The 15,928-nt window shown below is 67.9% G+C and carries 15 protein-coding genes; 1 reads left to right on the top strand and 14 read right to left on the bottom strand.

Features of this window, described 5'->3' with window-relative positions:
- Window positions 1-41 precede the first annotated feature (41 nt).
- From rarD to BDW16_RS17175, 4 genes are all read right to left on the bottom strand, one after another.
- On the bottom strand, window positions 42-971 hold the full coding sequence (rarD, locus tag BDW16_RS17190) for an EamA family transporter RarD (protein ID WP_066576554.1): 930 nt from the start codon (window positions 969-971) through the stop codon (window positions 42-44).
- Between the two features lie 83 nt (window positions 972-1,054).
- Window positions 1,055-1,648: a hypothetical protein gene (locus BDW16_RS17185; RefSeq protein WP_066576562.1), complete on the bottom strand. Its 594-nt coding sequence runs from the start codon at window positions 1,646-1,648 to the stop codon at window positions 1,055-1,057.
- 44 nt (window positions 1,649-1,692) lie between these two features.
- Window positions 1,693-2,844: a DUF1501 domain-containing protein gene (locus BDW16_RS17180; RefSeq protein WP_066576564.1), complete on the bottom strand. Its 1,152-nt coding sequence runs from the start codon at window positions 2,842-2,844 to the stop codon at window positions 1,693-1,695.
- Between the two features lie 3 nt (window positions 2,845-2,847).
- The gene (locus BDW16_RS17175) at window positions 2,848-4,281 is read right to left on the bottom strand and encodes a DUF1800 domain-containing protein (RefSeq protein ID WP_174532048.1); all 1,434 of its coding nucleotides are present in this window, start codon (window positions 4,279-4,281) and stop codon (window positions 2,848-2,850) included.
- A 216-nt stretch (window positions 4,282-4,497) separates the two neighbouring features.
- Here BDW16_RS17175 and BDW16_RS17170 point away from each other — a divergent pair, with 216 nt between their 5' ends.
- Window positions 4,498-4,773 carry a hypothetical protein gene (locus tag BDW16_RS17170; RefSeq protein WP_066576565.1) on the top strand — a complete coding sequence of 92 codons (276 nt, stop codon included), beginning with the start codon at window positions 4,498-4,500 and terminating at the stop codon, window positions 4,771-4,773.
- A gap of 85 nt (window positions 4,774-4,858) precedes the next feature.
- Here BDW16_RS17170 and BDW16_RS17165 read toward each other — a convergent pair whose 3' ends face one another.
- From BDW16_RS17165 to murC, 10 genes are all read right to left on the bottom strand, one after another.
- On the bottom strand, window positions 4,859-6,025 hold the full coding sequence (locus tag BDW16_RS17165; protein ID WP_066576567.1) for a deoxyguanosinetriphosphate triphosphohydrolase: 1,167 nt from the start codon (window positions 6,023-6,025) through the stop codon (window positions 4,859-4,861).
- Window positions 6,026-6,074: 49 nt separating this feature from the next.
- Complete coding sequence (locus BDW16_RS17160) at window positions 6,075-8,075, bottom strand: SPOR domain-containing protein (RefSeq protein WP_125958789.1); 2,001 nt, start codon at window positions 8,073-8,075, stop codon at window positions 6,075-6,077.
- A 101-nt stretch (window positions 8,076-8,176) separates the two neighbouring features.
- A complete protein-coding gene (gene ftsZ, locus BDW16_RS17155) occupies window positions 8,177-9,646 on the bottom strand; it encodes a cell division protein FtsZ (protein WP_066576573.1) in 1,470 nt (489 codons plus the stop codon).
- Between the two features lie 115 nt (window positions 9,647-9,761).
- Window positions 9,762-11,024, bottom strand: a complete 1,263-nt coding sequence (gene ftsA, locus BDW16_RS17150; RefSeq protein WP_066576581.1) for a cell division protein FtsA — start codon at window positions 11,022-11,024, stop codon at window positions 9,762-9,764.
- A gap of 13 nt (window positions 11,025-11,037) precedes the next feature.
- Window positions 11,038-11,934: a cell division protein FtsQ/DivIB gene (locus BDW16_RS17145; protein WP_066576585.1), complete on the bottom strand. Its 897-nt coding sequence runs from the start codon at window positions 11,932-11,934 to the stop codon at window positions 11,038-11,040.
- On the bottom strand, window positions 11,931-12,887 hold the full coding sequence (locus tag BDW16_RS17140; RefSeq protein WP_066576586.1) for a D-alanine--D-alanine ligase: 957 nt from the start codon (window positions 12,885-12,887) through the stop codon (window positions 11,931-11,933). Before BDW16_RS17140 ends, BDW16_RS17145 begins: the two co-directional genes overlap by 4 nt.
- A complete protein-coding gene (locus tag BDW16_RS17135) occupies window positions 12,884-13,384 on the bottom strand; it encodes a DUF4262 domain-containing protein (RefSeq protein ID WP_066576589.1) in 501 nt (166 codons plus the stop codon). Before BDW16_RS17135 ends, BDW16_RS17140 begins: the two co-directional genes overlap by 4 nt.
- The gene (gene murB, locus BDW16_RS17130; RefSeq protein WP_241230460.1) at window positions 13,384-14,295 is read right to left on the bottom strand and encodes a UDP-N-acetylmuramate dehydrogenase; all 912 of its coding nucleotides are present in this window, start codon (window positions 14,293-14,295) and stop codon (window positions 13,384-13,386) included. The genes BDW16_RS17135 and murB overlap by 1 nt, the downstream gene beginning before the upstream one ends.
- Window positions 14,292-14,486, bottom strand: a complete 195-nt coding sequence (locus BDW16_RS17125; RefSeq protein ID WP_066576599.1) for a hypothetical protein — start codon at window positions 14,484-14,486, stop codon at window positions 14,292-14,294. Before BDW16_RS17125 ends, murB begins: the two co-directional genes overlap by 4 nt.
- Window positions 14,483-15,913: a UDP-N-acetylmuramate--L-alanine ligase gene (gene murC, locus BDW16_RS17120; protein WP_066576602.1), complete on the bottom strand. Its 1,431-nt coding sequence runs from the start codon at window positions 15,911-15,913 to the stop codon at window positions 14,483-14,485. The genes BDW16_RS17125 and murC overlap by 4 nt, the downstream gene beginning before the upstream one ends.
- Window positions 15,914-15,928 lie beyond the last annotated feature (15 nt).

Here is a 15,928-nt window from a genome sequence, read left to right as displayed (position 1 = left end):
ATTGCAGGAGGCGCGCGCCTTAGCGCAACGCCGCGCGTTCGTCACGCGGCGCGCGTTTCCGCGAGCCGGCGGCGGCGCGCGGCGATCGTGCCGTGCGCCCCGAAGATGATCAGCCCGGTCCAGATGAAGGCGAAGCAGATCATGTGCGCGGCGGTCATCGTCTCGCCGAAGAAGGTAATGGCGAGGATGAAGCCGATCGTCGGCGCGAGATACTGGAGCAGGCCCAGCGTCGAGTAAGGCAGCCGGCGCGCGGCGGCGGCGAACAGCAGCAGCGGTACCGCGGTGACCACGCCCGACGCGATCATCAGCAGCGTCGGCGCCCAACCGGTGCCGAAGGTCAGCCCCTGCCCGCCGCCCAGCCAGAAGAGATAGCCGAGCGCCACCGGCGCGAGGATCAGCGTTTCGAGCGTCAGCCCCTCGAGCGCGCCAACCGGCGCGACCTTGCGGACGAGGCCGTAGAACCCGAAGGTAAAGGCGAGCGTCAGGCTGATCCAGATGCCGCCGCCCGCGCCGACTGCGAGGACGGACACGCCGACCGCGGCGAGCGCCACCGCGACGATCTGCGCCGCGTTGAGCTTCTCGCGCAGCAGCACCACGCCAATCAGCACGTTGACCAGCGGGTTGAGGAAATAGCCCAGGCTCGATTCTAGGACGTGATGGTTCTGGATCGCCCAGATATAGACCAGCCAGTTGGTCGAGATCAGCAGCGAGCTGGTGGCGAGGTAGAGCATCGTGCGCGGGGTGCGCAGTACCTGCAGGATCGCCGGACCGCGCCGCAGCGCGACGATGACGGCGGCGAGGAACGCCACCGACCACAGCACGCGCATCGCTACGACCTCGCCGACATCGGTGCCGGCGAGCAGCCAGTAGAAGAGCGGGAGCACACCCCAGATGCCATAGGCACCCAGCCCCTGGATCAGCCCGGTGCGGTCGAGGCGCTCGGGCGCCGGGGCGGGGTCGGCACGGGCCATGGTCGGGAAATAGGGACGATGCTGCGCCGCGAAAAGGCGTCCTATCCGACATTCGCTCAATCGAAACTGTTGCTCGCGAAAGCTCAGCTGTCCTTGCGCGCCGCCTCGACCTCTGCCGCGGTGACGCCGAGCAGTCTTGCCCAGTCGATCCGGACCAGCGCGACCAGCGCGGCGAGCATCGTCACCTGGAGGAGAATGCCCCAGGGGCTGCTGAGCGTCTCCATGAAGGCGTCGCCGATGCTCGATTGCTGGAGCTTCCGCGCGGTCCAGCCGTACAGGCTATAGGTGACAAGACGCCCGACGAAGAAGGCGGCGGTGAACCCGAGCAACGGAACGCGGGCCAGCCCGACCGCCATGAAGAGCTGCGCTGAGGGCAAGGGCGAGAGCAGGAACAGCCCGAGCGCAAGGATGATATTATGACTGCGACGGTGCAGCGCGATCCGCGCCGCTTCCAGATTGTCGCGCAGATGCTGCGGCAGCCGCGACGCGAAGAGCCGGCAGCCCCAGGCCAGCGCGAACCGCCCCAGCGCCGCCGCCGCCGCCGCGGTCACCACCAGCGTCCAGAGCGGAAGCTGTCCGTTGAGGCCATAAAGCACGACGATCGACCAGGTCGGCGGCGCGAAGGCCGGCAACAGGTTCAGGCCGAAGACGAGGAAGAACAGCCCCAAATAAGTCATGTCGCCTGCGTGGCGCCTGACCCGCGATCAGGCAAGCCAAAGCTTCAGGCGCGGATCAGGCCGCCGAACGGTTTCGCGGACTGGCCGGGGAACAGCGCGGGCATTGCGCGCTGCGGATCCAGCCCGAAATGCGTCGCCACCGCGCCGCCGATTACGCTGTCGAGCCCCGCGGTGGGCTTCAGGTCGCGACCTTCATACAGCGCGGCATCGCCAAGGTCCGGCCAGTCGGCGGCGATACGCCCGCCGTGCACCGCGCCACCCAGCAGCCAGGCGACCGAAGCGGTGCCATGATCGGTGCCCTGCGTGCCGTTGATCTTGACGGTACGGCCGAACTCGGTGGCGACCAGCACCAGCGTCTTGCTCCAGAGCGGTCCTAGCCCGATCTTGAGCGCGGCGATCATCTGGTCGAGGCCGTTGAGCTGCCCCGCGAGCCGCCCGCGCTGCTGGGCATGCGTATCCCAGCCGCCGGTCTCGATCATCGCGATGCGCGCGCCGTTATCGGGCACGAGAAGCTTGGCCGCGAGCGCACCGGTGGCGGCGGCGTTGCGGCCATTGTCGGCGGCGAGATCGCTGGTCAGCGCGCGCGTCGCCGTCGCCTGCTGCCAGATCGCGTGGAGCTGAGGATCCTCGGCATAAAGACTTGTCACCCGCGCGAGCAGGTCGTCCGACGCATCGGGAAGATTGGAGGGCGCATAGGACGAGACCTCGACCTTGCCGCGCATTGCCATCGGGATCGTCGCGGCAACCGCGATCGCCTTGCGCTCGTCGTTCGGCAGCACGCCGAGCAGCCGATTGAGCCAGCCGTCCTTGAGCTGATACGCCGCCGTCCCGCCGCTTTCGAGCACGTTCTGCGCGTCGAAATGCGAACGGTCGCGATAGGGCGACGCGACGGCGTGGACGAACAGCGCCTCCTTCGCAGCATAGAGCTGCGCGACGTTCTTGAGGCTGGGGTGCAGTGCGAACATGCCGTCGAGCTTCGGCGCCTCGGCAAAGTCCTGCGCCAGCATGCCGCGTTGCGCGGCGAAGGCGGGATCGCCGACCGGAGCGACGGTGGCGAGGCCGTCGGCCGCGCCGCGCTGGATGATGAAGACGAAGCGTCGGTCGGTCGCCGCCTGCGCAAAGGCGAGGCGAGGCGCGAAGCCGAGCGAGAGCGCTCCTGCAGTAGCGGTAGCGATGAAGTTGCGGCGTGAGAACATGACCTATCTCCGCAGGAATTCGGGCGAGACGAGCATCAGCGCGACGCTCTGCGCCGGGCTTTCGGCCCGGGCGATGGCTTGTTGGGTTGTGGCGCTCAGGGCATCGGGGAAGAGCTGCGCGGCGCGGGTGCGGCCGTCGATCGTCTCGCGGGTGCGCGCGGCGAAACGCTCGGCCGCCTCGACCCGGCGCATCACCGCGTCCGGGCCGGCCCAGCTCGCCGCGATATCGTCATAGCCCGCAGGCGATCCGGGCCGCCACACCGGCTGGCCGAGCTGGTTCATCAGGCCGAGCACCGCCTGCGCCGGTACCTCCTGCGTACCCAGCGCGCGCATCGTCGATATCGACCATTCCCATGGCGTCTTGAACTTGAGCGGTTGCGGCACCCAGGCCTCGGGCGCGTCGATCAGTGCGCGATAGACGGTGGGGAGATCGCCGCCGGATCTGAGGAAAGCGGTTTCGAGCCGGCCGATCAGCGCGGCAGGCGGTTCGTCCCCCGCGAAATGGCGGGCGAGCTTGGTCGCGATATGCTTCGCTGTCGCCGGATGAACGGCGAGATCGTCGAGTACCGCCGAAGCCTGCGCCTCGCCCTGCTGATCGTAGCGTTTGCCGATGATCGTGCGTGGCCCGGCCTCGTGGATGCGCGGGGCGAAGGCAAAGCCGCCCGCTTCCCCGCTTGCCTGCGCAAGCCGCGCGCCCTGTCCGCGACCCAGTCCCGCGACGGTCCAGCCGGTCATCGCGCGTGCGAATTCGGTAACGTCGGCCTGGCCGTAGACGCTGCGGACGCCCAGCGTGTGCAGTTCCATGATCTCGCGTGCCAGATTCTCGTTGAGACCGATGCGGCGCGGGCTCGCCTGCCCCTGTTGGCGCTGCGTGAAGCGCTGGCCGACCGGGCTGTTCGGCCCGACCGATTGCGCCTGATCGAGATAGAGCAGCATCGCCGGGTGACGCTCGACCGCGTGGAGCATATCGCGAAACTTACCCAGCACGTGCGGGCGGATCGCGTCGAATTCGAACCCGCCGGTCAGGCCAACCACGATCTGCTTGTCGGCCGAGACGGCGAAGTGATTGGCCCAGAAATGCACTAGCCGCTCGACAAAGGGCGTGTCGCTCGCGATCGCGGCCTGCGCGCGAACGCCCACCGCCTGCACATAATAGTCGCGGCCGCGCTGTCGTGCTGCCTGCCGCGCCACCTGCGTCACGGCATCGGCATTCTGCCCATCGCGTCGCGCTGCCCGCGTCTGCATCTGGACGGCGTCATAGGCGGCTGCCAGATCGGCGGCGAGCGCCGAGGTGCGCGGATAGGCCGACACAGCGGCAGGCAGCGGAGAGAACCGCTCCATCTGCTCGATCAGCATCCGGCGCGGCGCGGCGGGAGGCCCCTCACTCGCTCGCGCGCCCATTCCGAAGCGGTTCAACGCGATACTGGCTTCGGACATGGCACTCTCCGATCGTTCAAGGTGACGTTACGCCCGCTTTGTCGCAAATCTTTGCCAGCGATGAATTTTCGTCGCGCCACGAGAACGCCCGGGCGGCTGCGCCCGATGCAATCGCACATGCATCCTTCGCGATTGGCGATTGCTGCGGCGCAACATAACCTCGCCCACAGAACATAAGGGGATGTCGATCTGGCTCTGCAAACAGGGAGAAAGATCGTGATCAAGACCTTCATCAGCGCCGCCGCCCTCTCGAGCCTCCCGGTCACTGCCTATGCCGGCGAGCGGACCTTCACCCGCGACGGCGTGACCTATGTCTACACCAGCGAACAGCGTGGCGAGACCACGGTGCTGAGCGGCCGCGCTTTGCCGAACGGCGCGTCCTACACGCTCAATGTGCGGGGCCGGAAGGTGACGGGTCATGTCGGCGGCACCCCGGTGTCGTTCAGCATCGCCAAGCCGCTCGCCAAGAAGGTCGAGACGGCGCAGCGCTGAGCTCGTCCCGCCTATTCCCCGTCATTCCCGCGAAGGCGGGGATGACGACAGGGGCAGTAGGTCACGGTTTCAGCGCGAACGCCCACTAGAACCCCTCGGGCAGATCGACGGGGCCGACCGCTTCGCGATACCGCGTGATCGCATAGCGATCGGTCATCCCGGCGATGAAATCGGCGATGTGGCGGCTGCGCCACGGCTCATCCGCGGGCAGGCAATCGCCCCATCCTTCGGGCATCAGCGCCGGATCGGCGCTATAGGCCGCGAACAGCCCTGCGACGATTTCCCGCGCTGCATCGGCCGCCGCGAGCTGAAGCGGGTGATGGTAGAGATTCGCGTACATGAAACGCTTGAGCGTCCGCTCCTCCTCTCGCATCGCGTCGGAGAACACAGCAAGCGCGCGGCCCGCGGCACGCACATCCTCGACCGTCTCGACACCGGCTTCGGCAATGCGGCGCTGTGTCTCGGCGATCAGATCGTTGACCATCGTCCCGATCTGCGCGCGAACCAGCTCGCGCATCAGCCGCTTGGTGTCCGCGCCGGGAAAACGCGCGCGCACCGCGTCCCAGCCGCGCGCCACGAGCGGCACCGCCAGCAGCTGATCGAGTGTCAGCAGCCCGGCGCGCAGGCCATCGTCGATGTCATGATTGTCATAGGCGATGTCGTCGGCGATCGCGGCGACCTGCGCTTCGAGCGACGAATGGCTGGAAAGCTCCAGCGGAAACGCCGCGTCCGCCGCCGCCAGCGCCCAACCGGGATGCCGTACCGGACCATTATGCTTGGCCAGTCCCTCAAGCATTTCCCAGCTGAGGTTGAGGCCGTCCCAACCGGGATAGGGACTGTCAATCGCCGTCAGCGCGCGCAGCGTGTTGCCATTATGGTCGAACCCGCCCTGCCCCATCAGTGCGGCCTTCAGCGCATCCTCCCCGGCATGGCCGAAAGGCGGATGGCCGATGTCATGCGCGAGACACAACCCCTCGGTCAGATCCTCGTTGAGGCCCAGCGTGCGCGCTACCGCTCGCCCGATCTGCGCCACCTCAAGGCTGTGCGTCAGGCGGACGCGGAAATGATCGCCGTCCGGCGCCATGAACACCTGGGTCTTGTGGCGGAGGCGGCGGAAGCTGATGGAGTGGATAATGCGGTCGCGGTCGCGCTGGAAGGCGTCGCGCGGACCGCGGGCGGTGCTGCGGCCTTCGTCGTGCAGCCGTCCGCGGCTCAACGACGGATCGCTGGCATAGGGGGCCAATGGCCTCATGCGGTGCAGCGCGGCGATACGGCTCGAATCGGCATCGCCGCGCGATAGATCATTTCGCCGCGAGTTTCTCGATCTTCTGCCCCGCCTCGCTCGACCAGGCGAAAGCGGACAGGCCCTTCTTGCCGATCATATTGACGAAGGCCTGCGCCTCAGCCGGGGTCCTGAACGGCCCGACGAGCAGCCGGTTGGTGAAGCGCAGCGGCGTCGTCCAGGGCTGACGTCCCTTCAGCTCCGCGGGCGCCTTGGCGAGCAGCGCGCGCCACGCCTTGGGCAGATCGCTCACATTGGCGCCGCCGGCGACCTGAACCCAATGGCGCACGGGATCGGTCTTTGCCGGATCGGGCTTGGCCTTCTCCTTGGCCGCTGTCTTGCCCTTTGGCGCAGCCTTGGGGTCGCCCGGCTTTGCCGCCACGGCCTTGGGATCGGCAGGCTTGCCGCGGACCGGCTTGCCGGTTTCCGGCTTTGCGGATTCGGGCTTCGGGGTTTCCGTCCTGGGCTTGACCGGTTCGGGCTTCGGTTTGACGGGTTCGGGTTTGGGGCGTTCGACCGCTGGCCGCGGGGCCGGGGTTTCGGCCTTCGCAACCTCGACCGGCGCGGGCGGAGGAGTGGTGACGGCAGGCTCAGGCTCCGCACGTCCGGGCATCGGTTCGACGCCCAGCTCCGAAGCCGGAATCGTGATCCCCGCGATGATCCGCGCGATGACATTGTCCTCACCGCCGATCCGGGGGGAAGGCGGCGCGGCTTCCGCCATGCGGACGGGCGGCGCCTCGCTCGCTGCGGGCGTCGCCGCCGTGGCCACGGCAACCGGCTCTGCCGCGGGAGCAGCCGGTTCGGCCGTCTGGCGTTGCGCCTCCGCGAGCCGCCGTGCCTCTGCAAGCCGTTGCGCTTCGGCGAGCCGCTTCGTCTCAGCCTCGCGCGCGGCAAGCTCTGTCGCGGCGCGTTCGCGGGCCTGTACCTCGGCGATGCGGCGCGCCTCCGCCTCGCGCGCTGCCTGCTGCTCGGCCGCGACGCGCTCTACCTCGCGCTGCTTCGCCGCCAGCGCCTCACGCTCCTGCTGTGCCTTGAGATCGGCAAGACGCTTTGCCTCCCGCTCGCGCACAAGTCGCGCTTCGGTCTGATCGTTCGACCGCCATCCCAGCGGTTCGCGTACGCCGGAACTGCGAGGCCTGGCGCTGCGGCGATCCGCGAGACCAGGATCGGCCTGCGGCTCCCGGCGCGGGACCTCCGCCGCCGCGATGGCGACCCCGGGCTCCTGTCCCAGCCTAGCCAGCGGAGGTGCAAGCTGCGCGTCGGCGACCCGTGCCGCCGTGCGACGCAGCTCGCCGAAATGCACGGCAAACGCCTTGTCCGATGCCGAGAGGGTCGGCAGCCGCCGGAAGAAGGGCGCGAGCGCCGTTCCGACTCCGCCCATCATGCTGGCCGCAATCTTGTCCGCCCCGGCAGCGTCGCCGTTCATCGCCAGGATGAAGGCGCGCGCGCGCCAGCCGGCGCGGTCGCTGCGGCGGAGCAGCGGATCGAGCAGCCGCATCGCCTGATCGGTCTGCCCGCTGATCCCGAGCGAGAGCGCATAGCGTCGGATCGTCTCGTCATCGGCGGCACCGCGCATCGCGGTGCGATAGTCGCGCTGCGCATGCCCTTGCGCGCCGAGCAGGTCGTAAGCGAGCCCGCGGTCGGAGGCGTAGCCCTCCATCGAAAGGCCGTTCCGCTCGGCCTCGGCGAACAGACGCAGCGCCTCTCCTGGACGCTCCATCCGCACCATCACCATCGCCTGACCGGCCAGCACGCGGGGGTTGGAGGGATCGAGCGCCTGCGCGCGTGCGAAGAAGCCCGCCGCCGCCGCCGCATCGTTGAGGCGCGCGCTCATCTCGCCCGCGGAGAGCAGCGCCCGCACGTTGCGCGGATCGCGGGCGAGCGTGCGCATTTCCTCGGCCAGCCGGTCGGCATTGGGAGTAGGCGGCGGCGCCACTTCCTGCGCGGATGCCGGTGCGGCAACGCAGACAGCAAGCGCAATCAGGGCGGCGCCCATGCAGAGGCGGGGATCACGTTTCATGCGATGTCGCCGCTACACAGGTGCGCGCCTGAACCGATACTGTCGAACCGCGGCGTCATCGTCAGGACGAGACGCCGCAGCGACGAAACGCGCAGGGCTGGTTACTGGTTGTTCTGGCGGTTGAGGAAGCGCGGGATATCGAGCGAATCCTTGGCGTCGTCATCCTTCGAAGCGTTGCGCGCCGCGGCCATCCGCTCGAACAGCGTGCCGCCGCGCGGCTTGGGCTCTTCGGCTGCAGGCGCCGGCTCGTCGTCGCCGCCGCCGGTCAGCCAGCGGCGCCGGATCGTCGGCTCGGGCGGAAGATCGTCGGCAGCCGGCGCTTCCGGAACCACCGCATCCGAACCCAGCACCAGCTCGTCGGCGGCATCCGCGGCAGGAAGCGGCGCTTCCAGCGTCAGCTCGTCCTCGGCAGCCGCCGGAGGCGTTTCGGCAACGGCCGGATCCTCGAAGGAGGCGACCGGCTCGGCGGGCGTTTCGGCCACCGGCTCGGACTGGAACGACGGCGCAGGCTCGGGCGCTGCAGGCGCCAGCGGGCGACGCACCGATCCGAAGGAGAAGCTGCGCGCAGCATCGGCCGCCGGAGCCGCGACCGCGGGCTTCACACCGTCCGCTTCGATCCCGGTCGCGACGACCGAGACGCGGATCTTGCCTTCCAGCTCGGTGTTGAACGCCGAACCCCAGATGATGTTGGCATCGTCGTCGACCAGCTCGCGGATATGGTTCGCGGCCTCGTCCACCTCGAGCAGGCGCATGTCCTCGCCGCCGGTGATCGAGACGATCACGCCCTTGGCGCCGTTCAATGACACGCCGTCGAGCAGCGGGTTGGCGATCGCCTGTTGCGCCGCTTCGATCGCGCGGCTGTCGCCCGACGCTTCGCCGGTGCCCATCATCGCCTTGCCCATCTCGCTCATCACCGAACGGACGTCGGCGAAGTCGAGGTTGATGAGGCCGGGCATGACCATCAGGTCGGTGATGCCGCGCACGCCCTGCTGCAGCACCTCGTCCGCCATCTGGAACGCTTCCTTGAAGGTCGTATTCGCATTGGCGACCAGGAAGAGGTTCTGGTTGGGGATGACGATCAGCGTATCGACGTACTTCTGAAGCTCCTCGATGCCGGCGTCGGCCGACTGAGCGCGCTTCTTGCCCTCGAAGGCGAAAGGCTTGGTCACCACACCGACGGTGAGGATGCCCATGTCGCGCGCGGCCTTGGCGATCACCGGCGCCGCGCCCGTGCCCGTGCCGCCGCCCATGCCGGCCGCGATGAAGCACATGTGTGCGCCGTTGAGCGCTTCCTGCACCTGCTCGATCGTCTCTTCCGCCGCGGCACGGCCGATCTCGGGCCGCGAGCCGGCGCCGAGGCCCTGCGTGATCTTCGCGCCAAGCTGGATGCGGTGAGCCGCAGTCGAGGATTTGAGCGCCTGCGCGTCGGTGTTGGCGACGAGGAATTCGACGCCCTGCACTTCCGCGTTGATCATGTTGGCGATCGCGTTGCCGCCGGCACCGCCTACGCCGATCACCGTGATCCGCGGAGTCAGCTCGTCCAGGTCGGGCGGGAGGAAATCGATGCTCATCTTACCTAGTCTCCTCAGGCCCCACGCCCCACGAGCGGCGCCTGCTTAATCCCTGTTTCTGCACGATGCCGATGAGCGGTGCCAGCGTATTTCACCAGTCATCAACAACATTTATTCAGTAATTGGCCCGAAATGCGGCGATCATCCGCTGGAACATCGCCTTTGGTGTCGCTCGCGTAACGAGTTGATGGTTCTGTTGCAGCGCGCGTAGATCGACCGGATCGGCCGCGGCGAAGCTCGCCAGCCCGGCAAGCGTGGCAAAGGCCGGTCCGGCATGCGCCTCGGGCAGCGCCGAAAGTCCGCGCGGACGACCGACCCGCACCGACCGGCCAAGCGCCTGCTGCGCATAGTCGGCGATACCTTTGAGTTCGGCGCCGCCGCCGGTCAGCACGATTTGGCGGCCGACGGGATCTTCGAAATTCAACTTGGCGAGTTCGTTGCGGATCTCCGCCATCAACCGGTCGAGACGCTGGCGGATCACCGCGATCAGTTGCGCGCGGGTGATGCGCCCGCCCTCGGCGGTCTCCTCGTCGGCAGCGATCGGCGCGACATCGATCATGTCGTGATTGTCGCGCGGCGTCATGTTGGCGCTGCCGTAGAAGCACTTCATCCGCTCGGCCTGGCCGCGCCGCGTGCCGAAGGCGCTGGCGATATCGTCGGTGATGTCGGCCGATCCGCTGGGGATCGACGACAGGCCGGTCAGCACGCCGTCCTTGTACACCGAGACGTTGGTCACGCCCGCGCCGATCTCGACCAGCGCGACGCCCAGTTCGCGCTCTTCTTCGGACAGGCAGGCAAGGCCGGTCGCAACCGGCGCGGCGATGATCGACTTGACCTCGAGATGCGCGGACCGGACGCACAGGTCGAGGTTGCGCACCGGCGCGCCCTCTGTCGAGACGACATGGATGTCGACCCCCAGCCGTTCGGCGTGCAGGCCGATCGGCTGCTTGACCCCGGCAAGGCCATCCAGCGTGTAGCGCGTCGGCTGGGCATGGAGCACCATTCGCCCGCCCGGATTGATCGACTCCCGGCCTGCGCGCAGCAGATCGTCGATATCCGACTGTTCGACGCGATGGCCGCCGAGATCGACTTCAAGCCGCAGAATGTCGGACACAAGACCGCCGGCCGAGAAGCTGACCCAGACATCCTCGATATTGGTGCCGGCAATCCGTTCGGCCTGCTCGACGGCTTCGCGCACCGCGATTTCGGTGGCGTGCATATCGGCGACATAACCGCGCTGGACGCCGCGGCTCTCGCGCTGGCCGGTGCCGAGCACCACCAGTTCGCCGCCGTCCCCCTTTTGCGCGATCAGCGCCGACACCTTGGACGAGCCGATGTCCAGTGCGGTGATCAATCCCTCGGGCGCCGTCTTTGCCATTGTCCCTACCCCCCTACTCACTCACGCTCGCGGTTTCGATCTGCCTGGGTGCCGCCTGTCCCGGCATCCGCACCACCAGCCGCGAAGGATCGCGCATGTCGAACTTCAGATATCCCCGGCCGAGCAGCCGGTCCGCCCCGTCCAGCTCAGCGAACTTCTTGAGCGCCTTTGCGGCCGCCGCCTCGCCCTCGGGCAGCGCCAGCCGCTCGCCGGTGTTGAACGACAGGTCCCAGCGCCGGTTGCCGATCCAGGTCGCCGCCTTGACCAAGGGCTTGAGCGCAGGCGCCGCGTCGAGCAGCTGCTGATAGGCCGGCTGCTGCGCATAGGCGCCGTCGCCGATGACCAGCGGGAGATCGGGCATCGCCTCGGCCGAGACGGGTTCGAGCAACACGCCCTCGCTGTCGATCAGCATCAGCTGGCCCTGGTGCTGCCAGACCGCCGCCGCCTTGCGCTCGACGATCTGGACGACCAGCGTGTCGGGCATGCGGCGCGAGACGCGGGCATCGGCCACCCAGCCGATCGTCATCAGCTTGCCGCGCACTTCCTCCAGATCGACCAGCGGCATTGCCTGAGATTTCGGGCCGAACGCATAATCGAACACGGTTTCCTTGTCGGCGCGCTTGATCCCGCCGACTTCGACATTCTCGACGCGGAAGCCGGCGCGGCCGATCCCCTCTGCCACCGCGGTGCCGATGATGCCGGGCACGCCGAACAGGGTCGCGACGCCAAGCGCGGACGCGACCGCGAGGCCGGTAATGCCCCAGACCGTGATCTTGTGGAGCGTCGCCTCGCTGACCGGCAGCGCCGCGACCGCCAGGTCGAGCACGTTCGCCTGCTTCTTCTTCGGCTGCTGCGCGCGCCGCTTGGGCTTGACCGCGGGGCGCCGGGCCGGGCTGGGTTTGCGGCTCATCCGGCCGCCTCCGCCATTGCCGGCGCATCGGCCATCGCCTCGTCGACGATCGCCTGCACCAGCTGCGCATAGCTCATGCCCAGATGCTTCGCCTGTTCGGGGACGAGGCTCAGCGGGGTCATCCCCGGCTGCGTGTTCACCTCGAGCAGGAACAGCCCCTCGACGCCCAGATTGTCGTCCCAGCGGAAGTCCGAGCGCGAACAGCCCTTGCAGCCGAGCAGGCGGTGCGCCTCTAGCGCGAGGCGCTTGCACGCCTCAGTGATCTCGTCGGGGATCTCCGCCGGACAGATATGGTCGGTCATGCCGTCGGTGTATTTGGCGTCGAAATCGTAGAAGCCGCTCTTCGGCCTGAGCTCGGTCACCAGCAGCGCCTGGTCGCCGAGCACTGCGGTGGTCAGCTCGCGCCCGCGGATGAACGGCTCGGCGAGCAGTTCGTCGAACTCCTGCCATGGCCCGGTCGCCTGGGGCGAGATCGGGTTGCCGGTGTTGCCCTCGGCGGTGACGATCGCCACGCCGACCGACGACCCTTCGTTGACGGGCTTCAGCACATAAGGCCGCGGCATGGGATCGCGGCGGTAGAGTTCCTCGGTGCGGACGATGCGCCCGCCCGGCATCGGGATGCCCTGCGGCACCAGCGCCTGTTTGGTCAGCACCTTGTCGATCGCGATAACCGAGGTGACCATGCCGCTATGCGTGTAGCGCAGGCCCATCAGGTCGAGCATCCCCTGTACCGTGCCGTCCTCGCCAGGCGTGCCGTGCAGCGCGTTGAAGACGAGATCGGGATTGGCCGCGGCGAGCTTCGCCGCGACATCGCGGCCCATGTCGATCCGCGTGACGGTGTGGCCGAGCGATTCCAGCGCATCGGCGATGCCGGAGCCCGACATCAGCGACACCGGACGCTCCGCCGACCAGCCGCCCATGAGGACCACGATATGGAGGGGGGTTACGCTCACGACAGAACTTTCGGATTGTACAAGGCGGGTTGATCAACGCGGACCCAATCCGCGCAGCCATCGTCCCAGGGAAAGCGGTGACTCTTGTCCGGCCAGACAATCATGGCAACATGCCGCAATGGCTGGCCCATCTGCGTCCGGTGATACCATAGCGCCGAGGCGAAATACTCTTCGGTCAGCCAGCTTTCATGGACGAGGCGGATAGCGCAATCATATGCGCCGAAAAATTCGGGAATGACCTCCCCTTCGGCAAGGGGCATGCCCGCCGCACACATCTTCAGCAACGCATTGATCGCCGGGCCGCATGTATCCTGCGGAAGGCCGAACAGGATGACCTCGGGAACGCCGAGCGTCTTCGTGAAACCGATCGAATAGGCAAACGATGGAGCGGGCTCGTCGGGATCGAAAATCCAGTTGATGTGACAGCCATGCCGGTCGACGTTCTGGACGATCTTCTGCTCGAAGTCGTTCATCGTCCCATCGAATTGCGCCTGCATCAGCGGTCCCCTTCCGTGACCGTGATCCCCACACGCTGGATTTCCCATTCCAGCTCGACGCCTGACTGCGCCTTGACCTTCGCCCGCACCTCTTCGCCCAGCCCCTCGATATCCGCGCTGGTCGCGTCGCCGGTGTTGAGGAGGAAGTTGGTGTGCTTCTCGCTCACCTGTGCGCCGCCCTTGCGCAGGCCGCGGCAGCCCGCCGCGTCGACCAGCCGCCACGCCTTGTCGCCGGGCGGGTTCTTGAAGGTCGATCCGCCGGTCTTGCTGCGCAGCGGCTGCGATTCCTCGCGCGCGGCGGCGATGCGGTCCATCTCGGCCTGGATGGCAGCCGGATCGCCTGGCTCGCCGCGGAAGGTCGCGCTCACGACCACGGCGCCCTCGGGCAGTTCGGAATGGCGATAGGCATAGCCGAGCGCGCCGGCCGCCAGCGTCCGCCGCTCGCCCGAGCGCAGCACCACCTCGCACTCGACCATGATATCCGCGGTCTCGCGGCCATAGGCGCCGCCGTTCATCCGCACGAAGCCGCCGACCGTGCCGGGAATCGAACGCAGGAATTCGACGCCGGTGATTCCCGCATCGCGCGCCGAAGAGGAGACGAGGATGCCGCTCGCCCCGCCGCCGCATTTGAGGGTGGTGGCATCAAGCTGTTCGACCTTGGCGAAGGGCTTGCCCAGCCGCACCACCACGCCGGGCACGCCGCCGTCGCGCACGATGAGGTTGGAGCCGAGGCCGAGCGCCATCACCGGCACGTCCGCATCTAGCTCGCGCAGAAAATCGGCGAGGTCATCGATATCCGCCGGCTCGAACAGCCATTGCGCATTGCCGCCGCTCTTGAACCAGACGAGCGGGGCCAGCGGCGCATCGGCGGTGAGCTTGCCGCGAACCTTGGGGAGCAGCGATACGCTCACTTCATCCCCCACAATTTCGCCCATTGCTTCCAGTATTTGAGGTTCGCCTCGGCCGCCTTCTGCCCGGCCTGCTGGAGGTCGTTCACCTGCTGCCCCGCATCGAGCAGCCGCTGGGCTGCGTCGAGATGCGCCTTCTGCGCGCGGATGATCTCGCGCTGCATGTCGGTGGCGAGGGTGAACCAGTCGCTCATGCGATGATGCTCCGCTGTTCGTTGACGGCGTCCGCAAGGCCCGCGGCCCATTTGGTGATGTCGCCCGCGCCGAGGCAGACGATCAGGTCACCCGGCTGCGCGATCTCGGCGATCTTGCTCGCCAGCGCCGCCGCATCGGCGATGGTCGCGGCCGACCGGTGCCCACGCTCGCTGGTGCGCGCGACCAGCGCGTCGGCGTCGACGCCCTCGACCGGTGCCTCGCCCGCGGCATAGACCGGGGTGACGAACACCATGTCTGCGTCGTTGAACGCCTGGGCGAAGTCATCCATCAGGTTGCCGAGCCGCGAATAGCGGTGCGGCTGTACGACCGCGATCACCCTGCCCTCGACACTCTCGCGCGCCGCCGCCAGCACCGCGCGGATCTCGACCGGGTGGTGGCCGTAATCGTCGATCACGATCGCCGGGGTCGCACCCGCGAACGCGATTTCGCCGACCTTGGTGAAGCGGCGCTTGACCCCGCCGAACTTGGCGAAGCCGTTCTGGATGGTCGCGTCGTCGATGCCCATCTCCAGCGCCACGCCGATCGCGGCGAGCGCGTTCTGGACATTGTGCCGGCCGGGCATCGGCAGGTCGATCCCCTCGATCGAGCGCGTCGTCCCGTCGCGGCTGCGGATGATCGCCTCGAACCGGTTGCCGCCCGGATAGGGCTGGACATTGACCCCGCGCACGTCTGCAGACGCCGCGAAGCCATAGGTCACGATGCGCCGGTCGCGCACGCGCGGAATGATCGCCTGCACTTCGGGATGGTCGAGGCACAGCAGCGCCGCGCCGTAGAAGGGCACATTCTCGACGAACTCGACATAGGCGTCCTTCGCCTTCTCGAAGCTGCCATAGTGATCGAGATGCTCGGGATCGATGTTGGTGACGACCGCGATCGTGCCGTCGAGCCGCAGGAAGCTGCCGTCGCTCTCATCGGCCTCGACCACCATCCACTCGCTGTCGCCGAGGCGCGCGTTGGAGCCATACTGGTTGATGATGCCGCCGTTGATCACGGTCGGATCGATCCCGCCCGCGTCCAGCAACGCCGCGATCATGCTCGTCGTCGTGGTCTTGCCATGCGTGCCCGCCACCGCGACGGTGGACTTGAGGCGCATCAGTTCGGCCAGCATCTCCGCGCGGCGCACCACGGGGATGCGGCGGGCATAGGCGGCCTGGACCTCGGGATTGTCGCGCTTGATCGCGGTCGAGGTGACGACGACGGCCGCGTCGCCCAGATTGTCGGCGGACTGGCCGATCGCGATCGCGATGCCGCGCTTGCGCAGCCCCTCGACGACATAGCCCTCGGCGCTGTCGCTACCCTGAACCTTGTAGCCGAGATTGTGCATCACCTCGGCGATGCCGGACATGCCGATCCCGCCGATGCCGACGAAATGGATGGTGCCGATATCCTTGGCGACGCCCTTCATGCGCCCAAGCCTCGC

This window comes from Sphingomonas koreensis (assembly GCF_002797435.1).
GTDB lineage: Bacteria > Pseudomonadota > Alphaproteobacteria > Sphingomonadales > Sphingomonadaceae > Sphingomonas > Sphingomonas koreensis.
Note: the sequence above shows the minus strand (reverse complement) of the source record. Positions and strands in the feature narration are given on the sequence as shown.

Bases quoted from the DNA above. Each gene is read 5' to 3' on its own strand.
- rarD (WP_066576554.1), bottom strand. From the start codon at position 971: ATGGCCCGTGCCGACCCCGCCCCGGCGCCCGAGCGCCTCGACCGCACC.
- BDW16_RS17185 (WP_066576562.1), bottom strand. From the start codon at position 1,648: ATGACTTATTTGGGGCTGTTCTTCCTCGTCTTCGGCCTGAACCTGTTG.
- BDW16_RS17180 (WP_066576564.1), bottom strand. From the start codon at position 2,844: ATGTTCTCACGCCGCAACTTCATCGCTACCGCTACTGCAGGAGCGCTC.
- BDW16_RS17175 (WP_174532048.1), bottom strand. From the start codon at position 4,281: ATGTCCGAAGCCAGTATCGCGTTGAACCGCTTCGGAATGGGCGCGCGA.
- BDW16_RS17165 (WP_066576567.1), bottom strand. From the start codon at position 6,025: ATGAGGCCATTGGCCCCCTATGCCAGCGATCCGTCGTTGAGCCGCGGA.
- BDW16_RS17160 (WP_125958789.1), bottom strand. From the start codon at position 8,075: ATGAAACGTGATCCCCGCCTCTGCATGGGCGCCGCCCTGATTGCGCTT.
- ftsZ (WP_066576573.1), bottom strand. From the start codon at position 9,646: ATGAGCATCGATTTCCTCCCGCCCGACCTGGACGAGCTGACTCCGCGG.
- ftsA (WP_066576581.1), bottom strand. From the start codon at position 11,024: ATGGCAAAGACGGCGCCCGAGGGATTGATCACCGCACTGGACATCGGC.
- BDW16_RS17145 (WP_066576585.1), bottom strand. From the start codon at position 11,934: ATGAGCCGCAAACCCAGCCCGGCCCGGCGCCCCGCGGTCAAGCCCAAG.
- BDW16_RS17135 (WP_066576589.1), bottom strand. From the start codon at position 13,384: ATGCAGGCGCAATTCGATGGGACGATGAACGACTTCGAGCAGAAGATC.
- BDW16_RS17125 (WP_066576599.1), bottom strand. From the start codon at position 14,486: ATGAGCGACTGGTTCACCCTCGCCACCGACATGCAGCGCGAGATCATC.
- murC (WP_066576602.1), bottom strand. From the start codon at position 15,913: ATGAAGGGCGTCGCCAAGGATATCGGCACCATCCATTTCGTCGGCATC.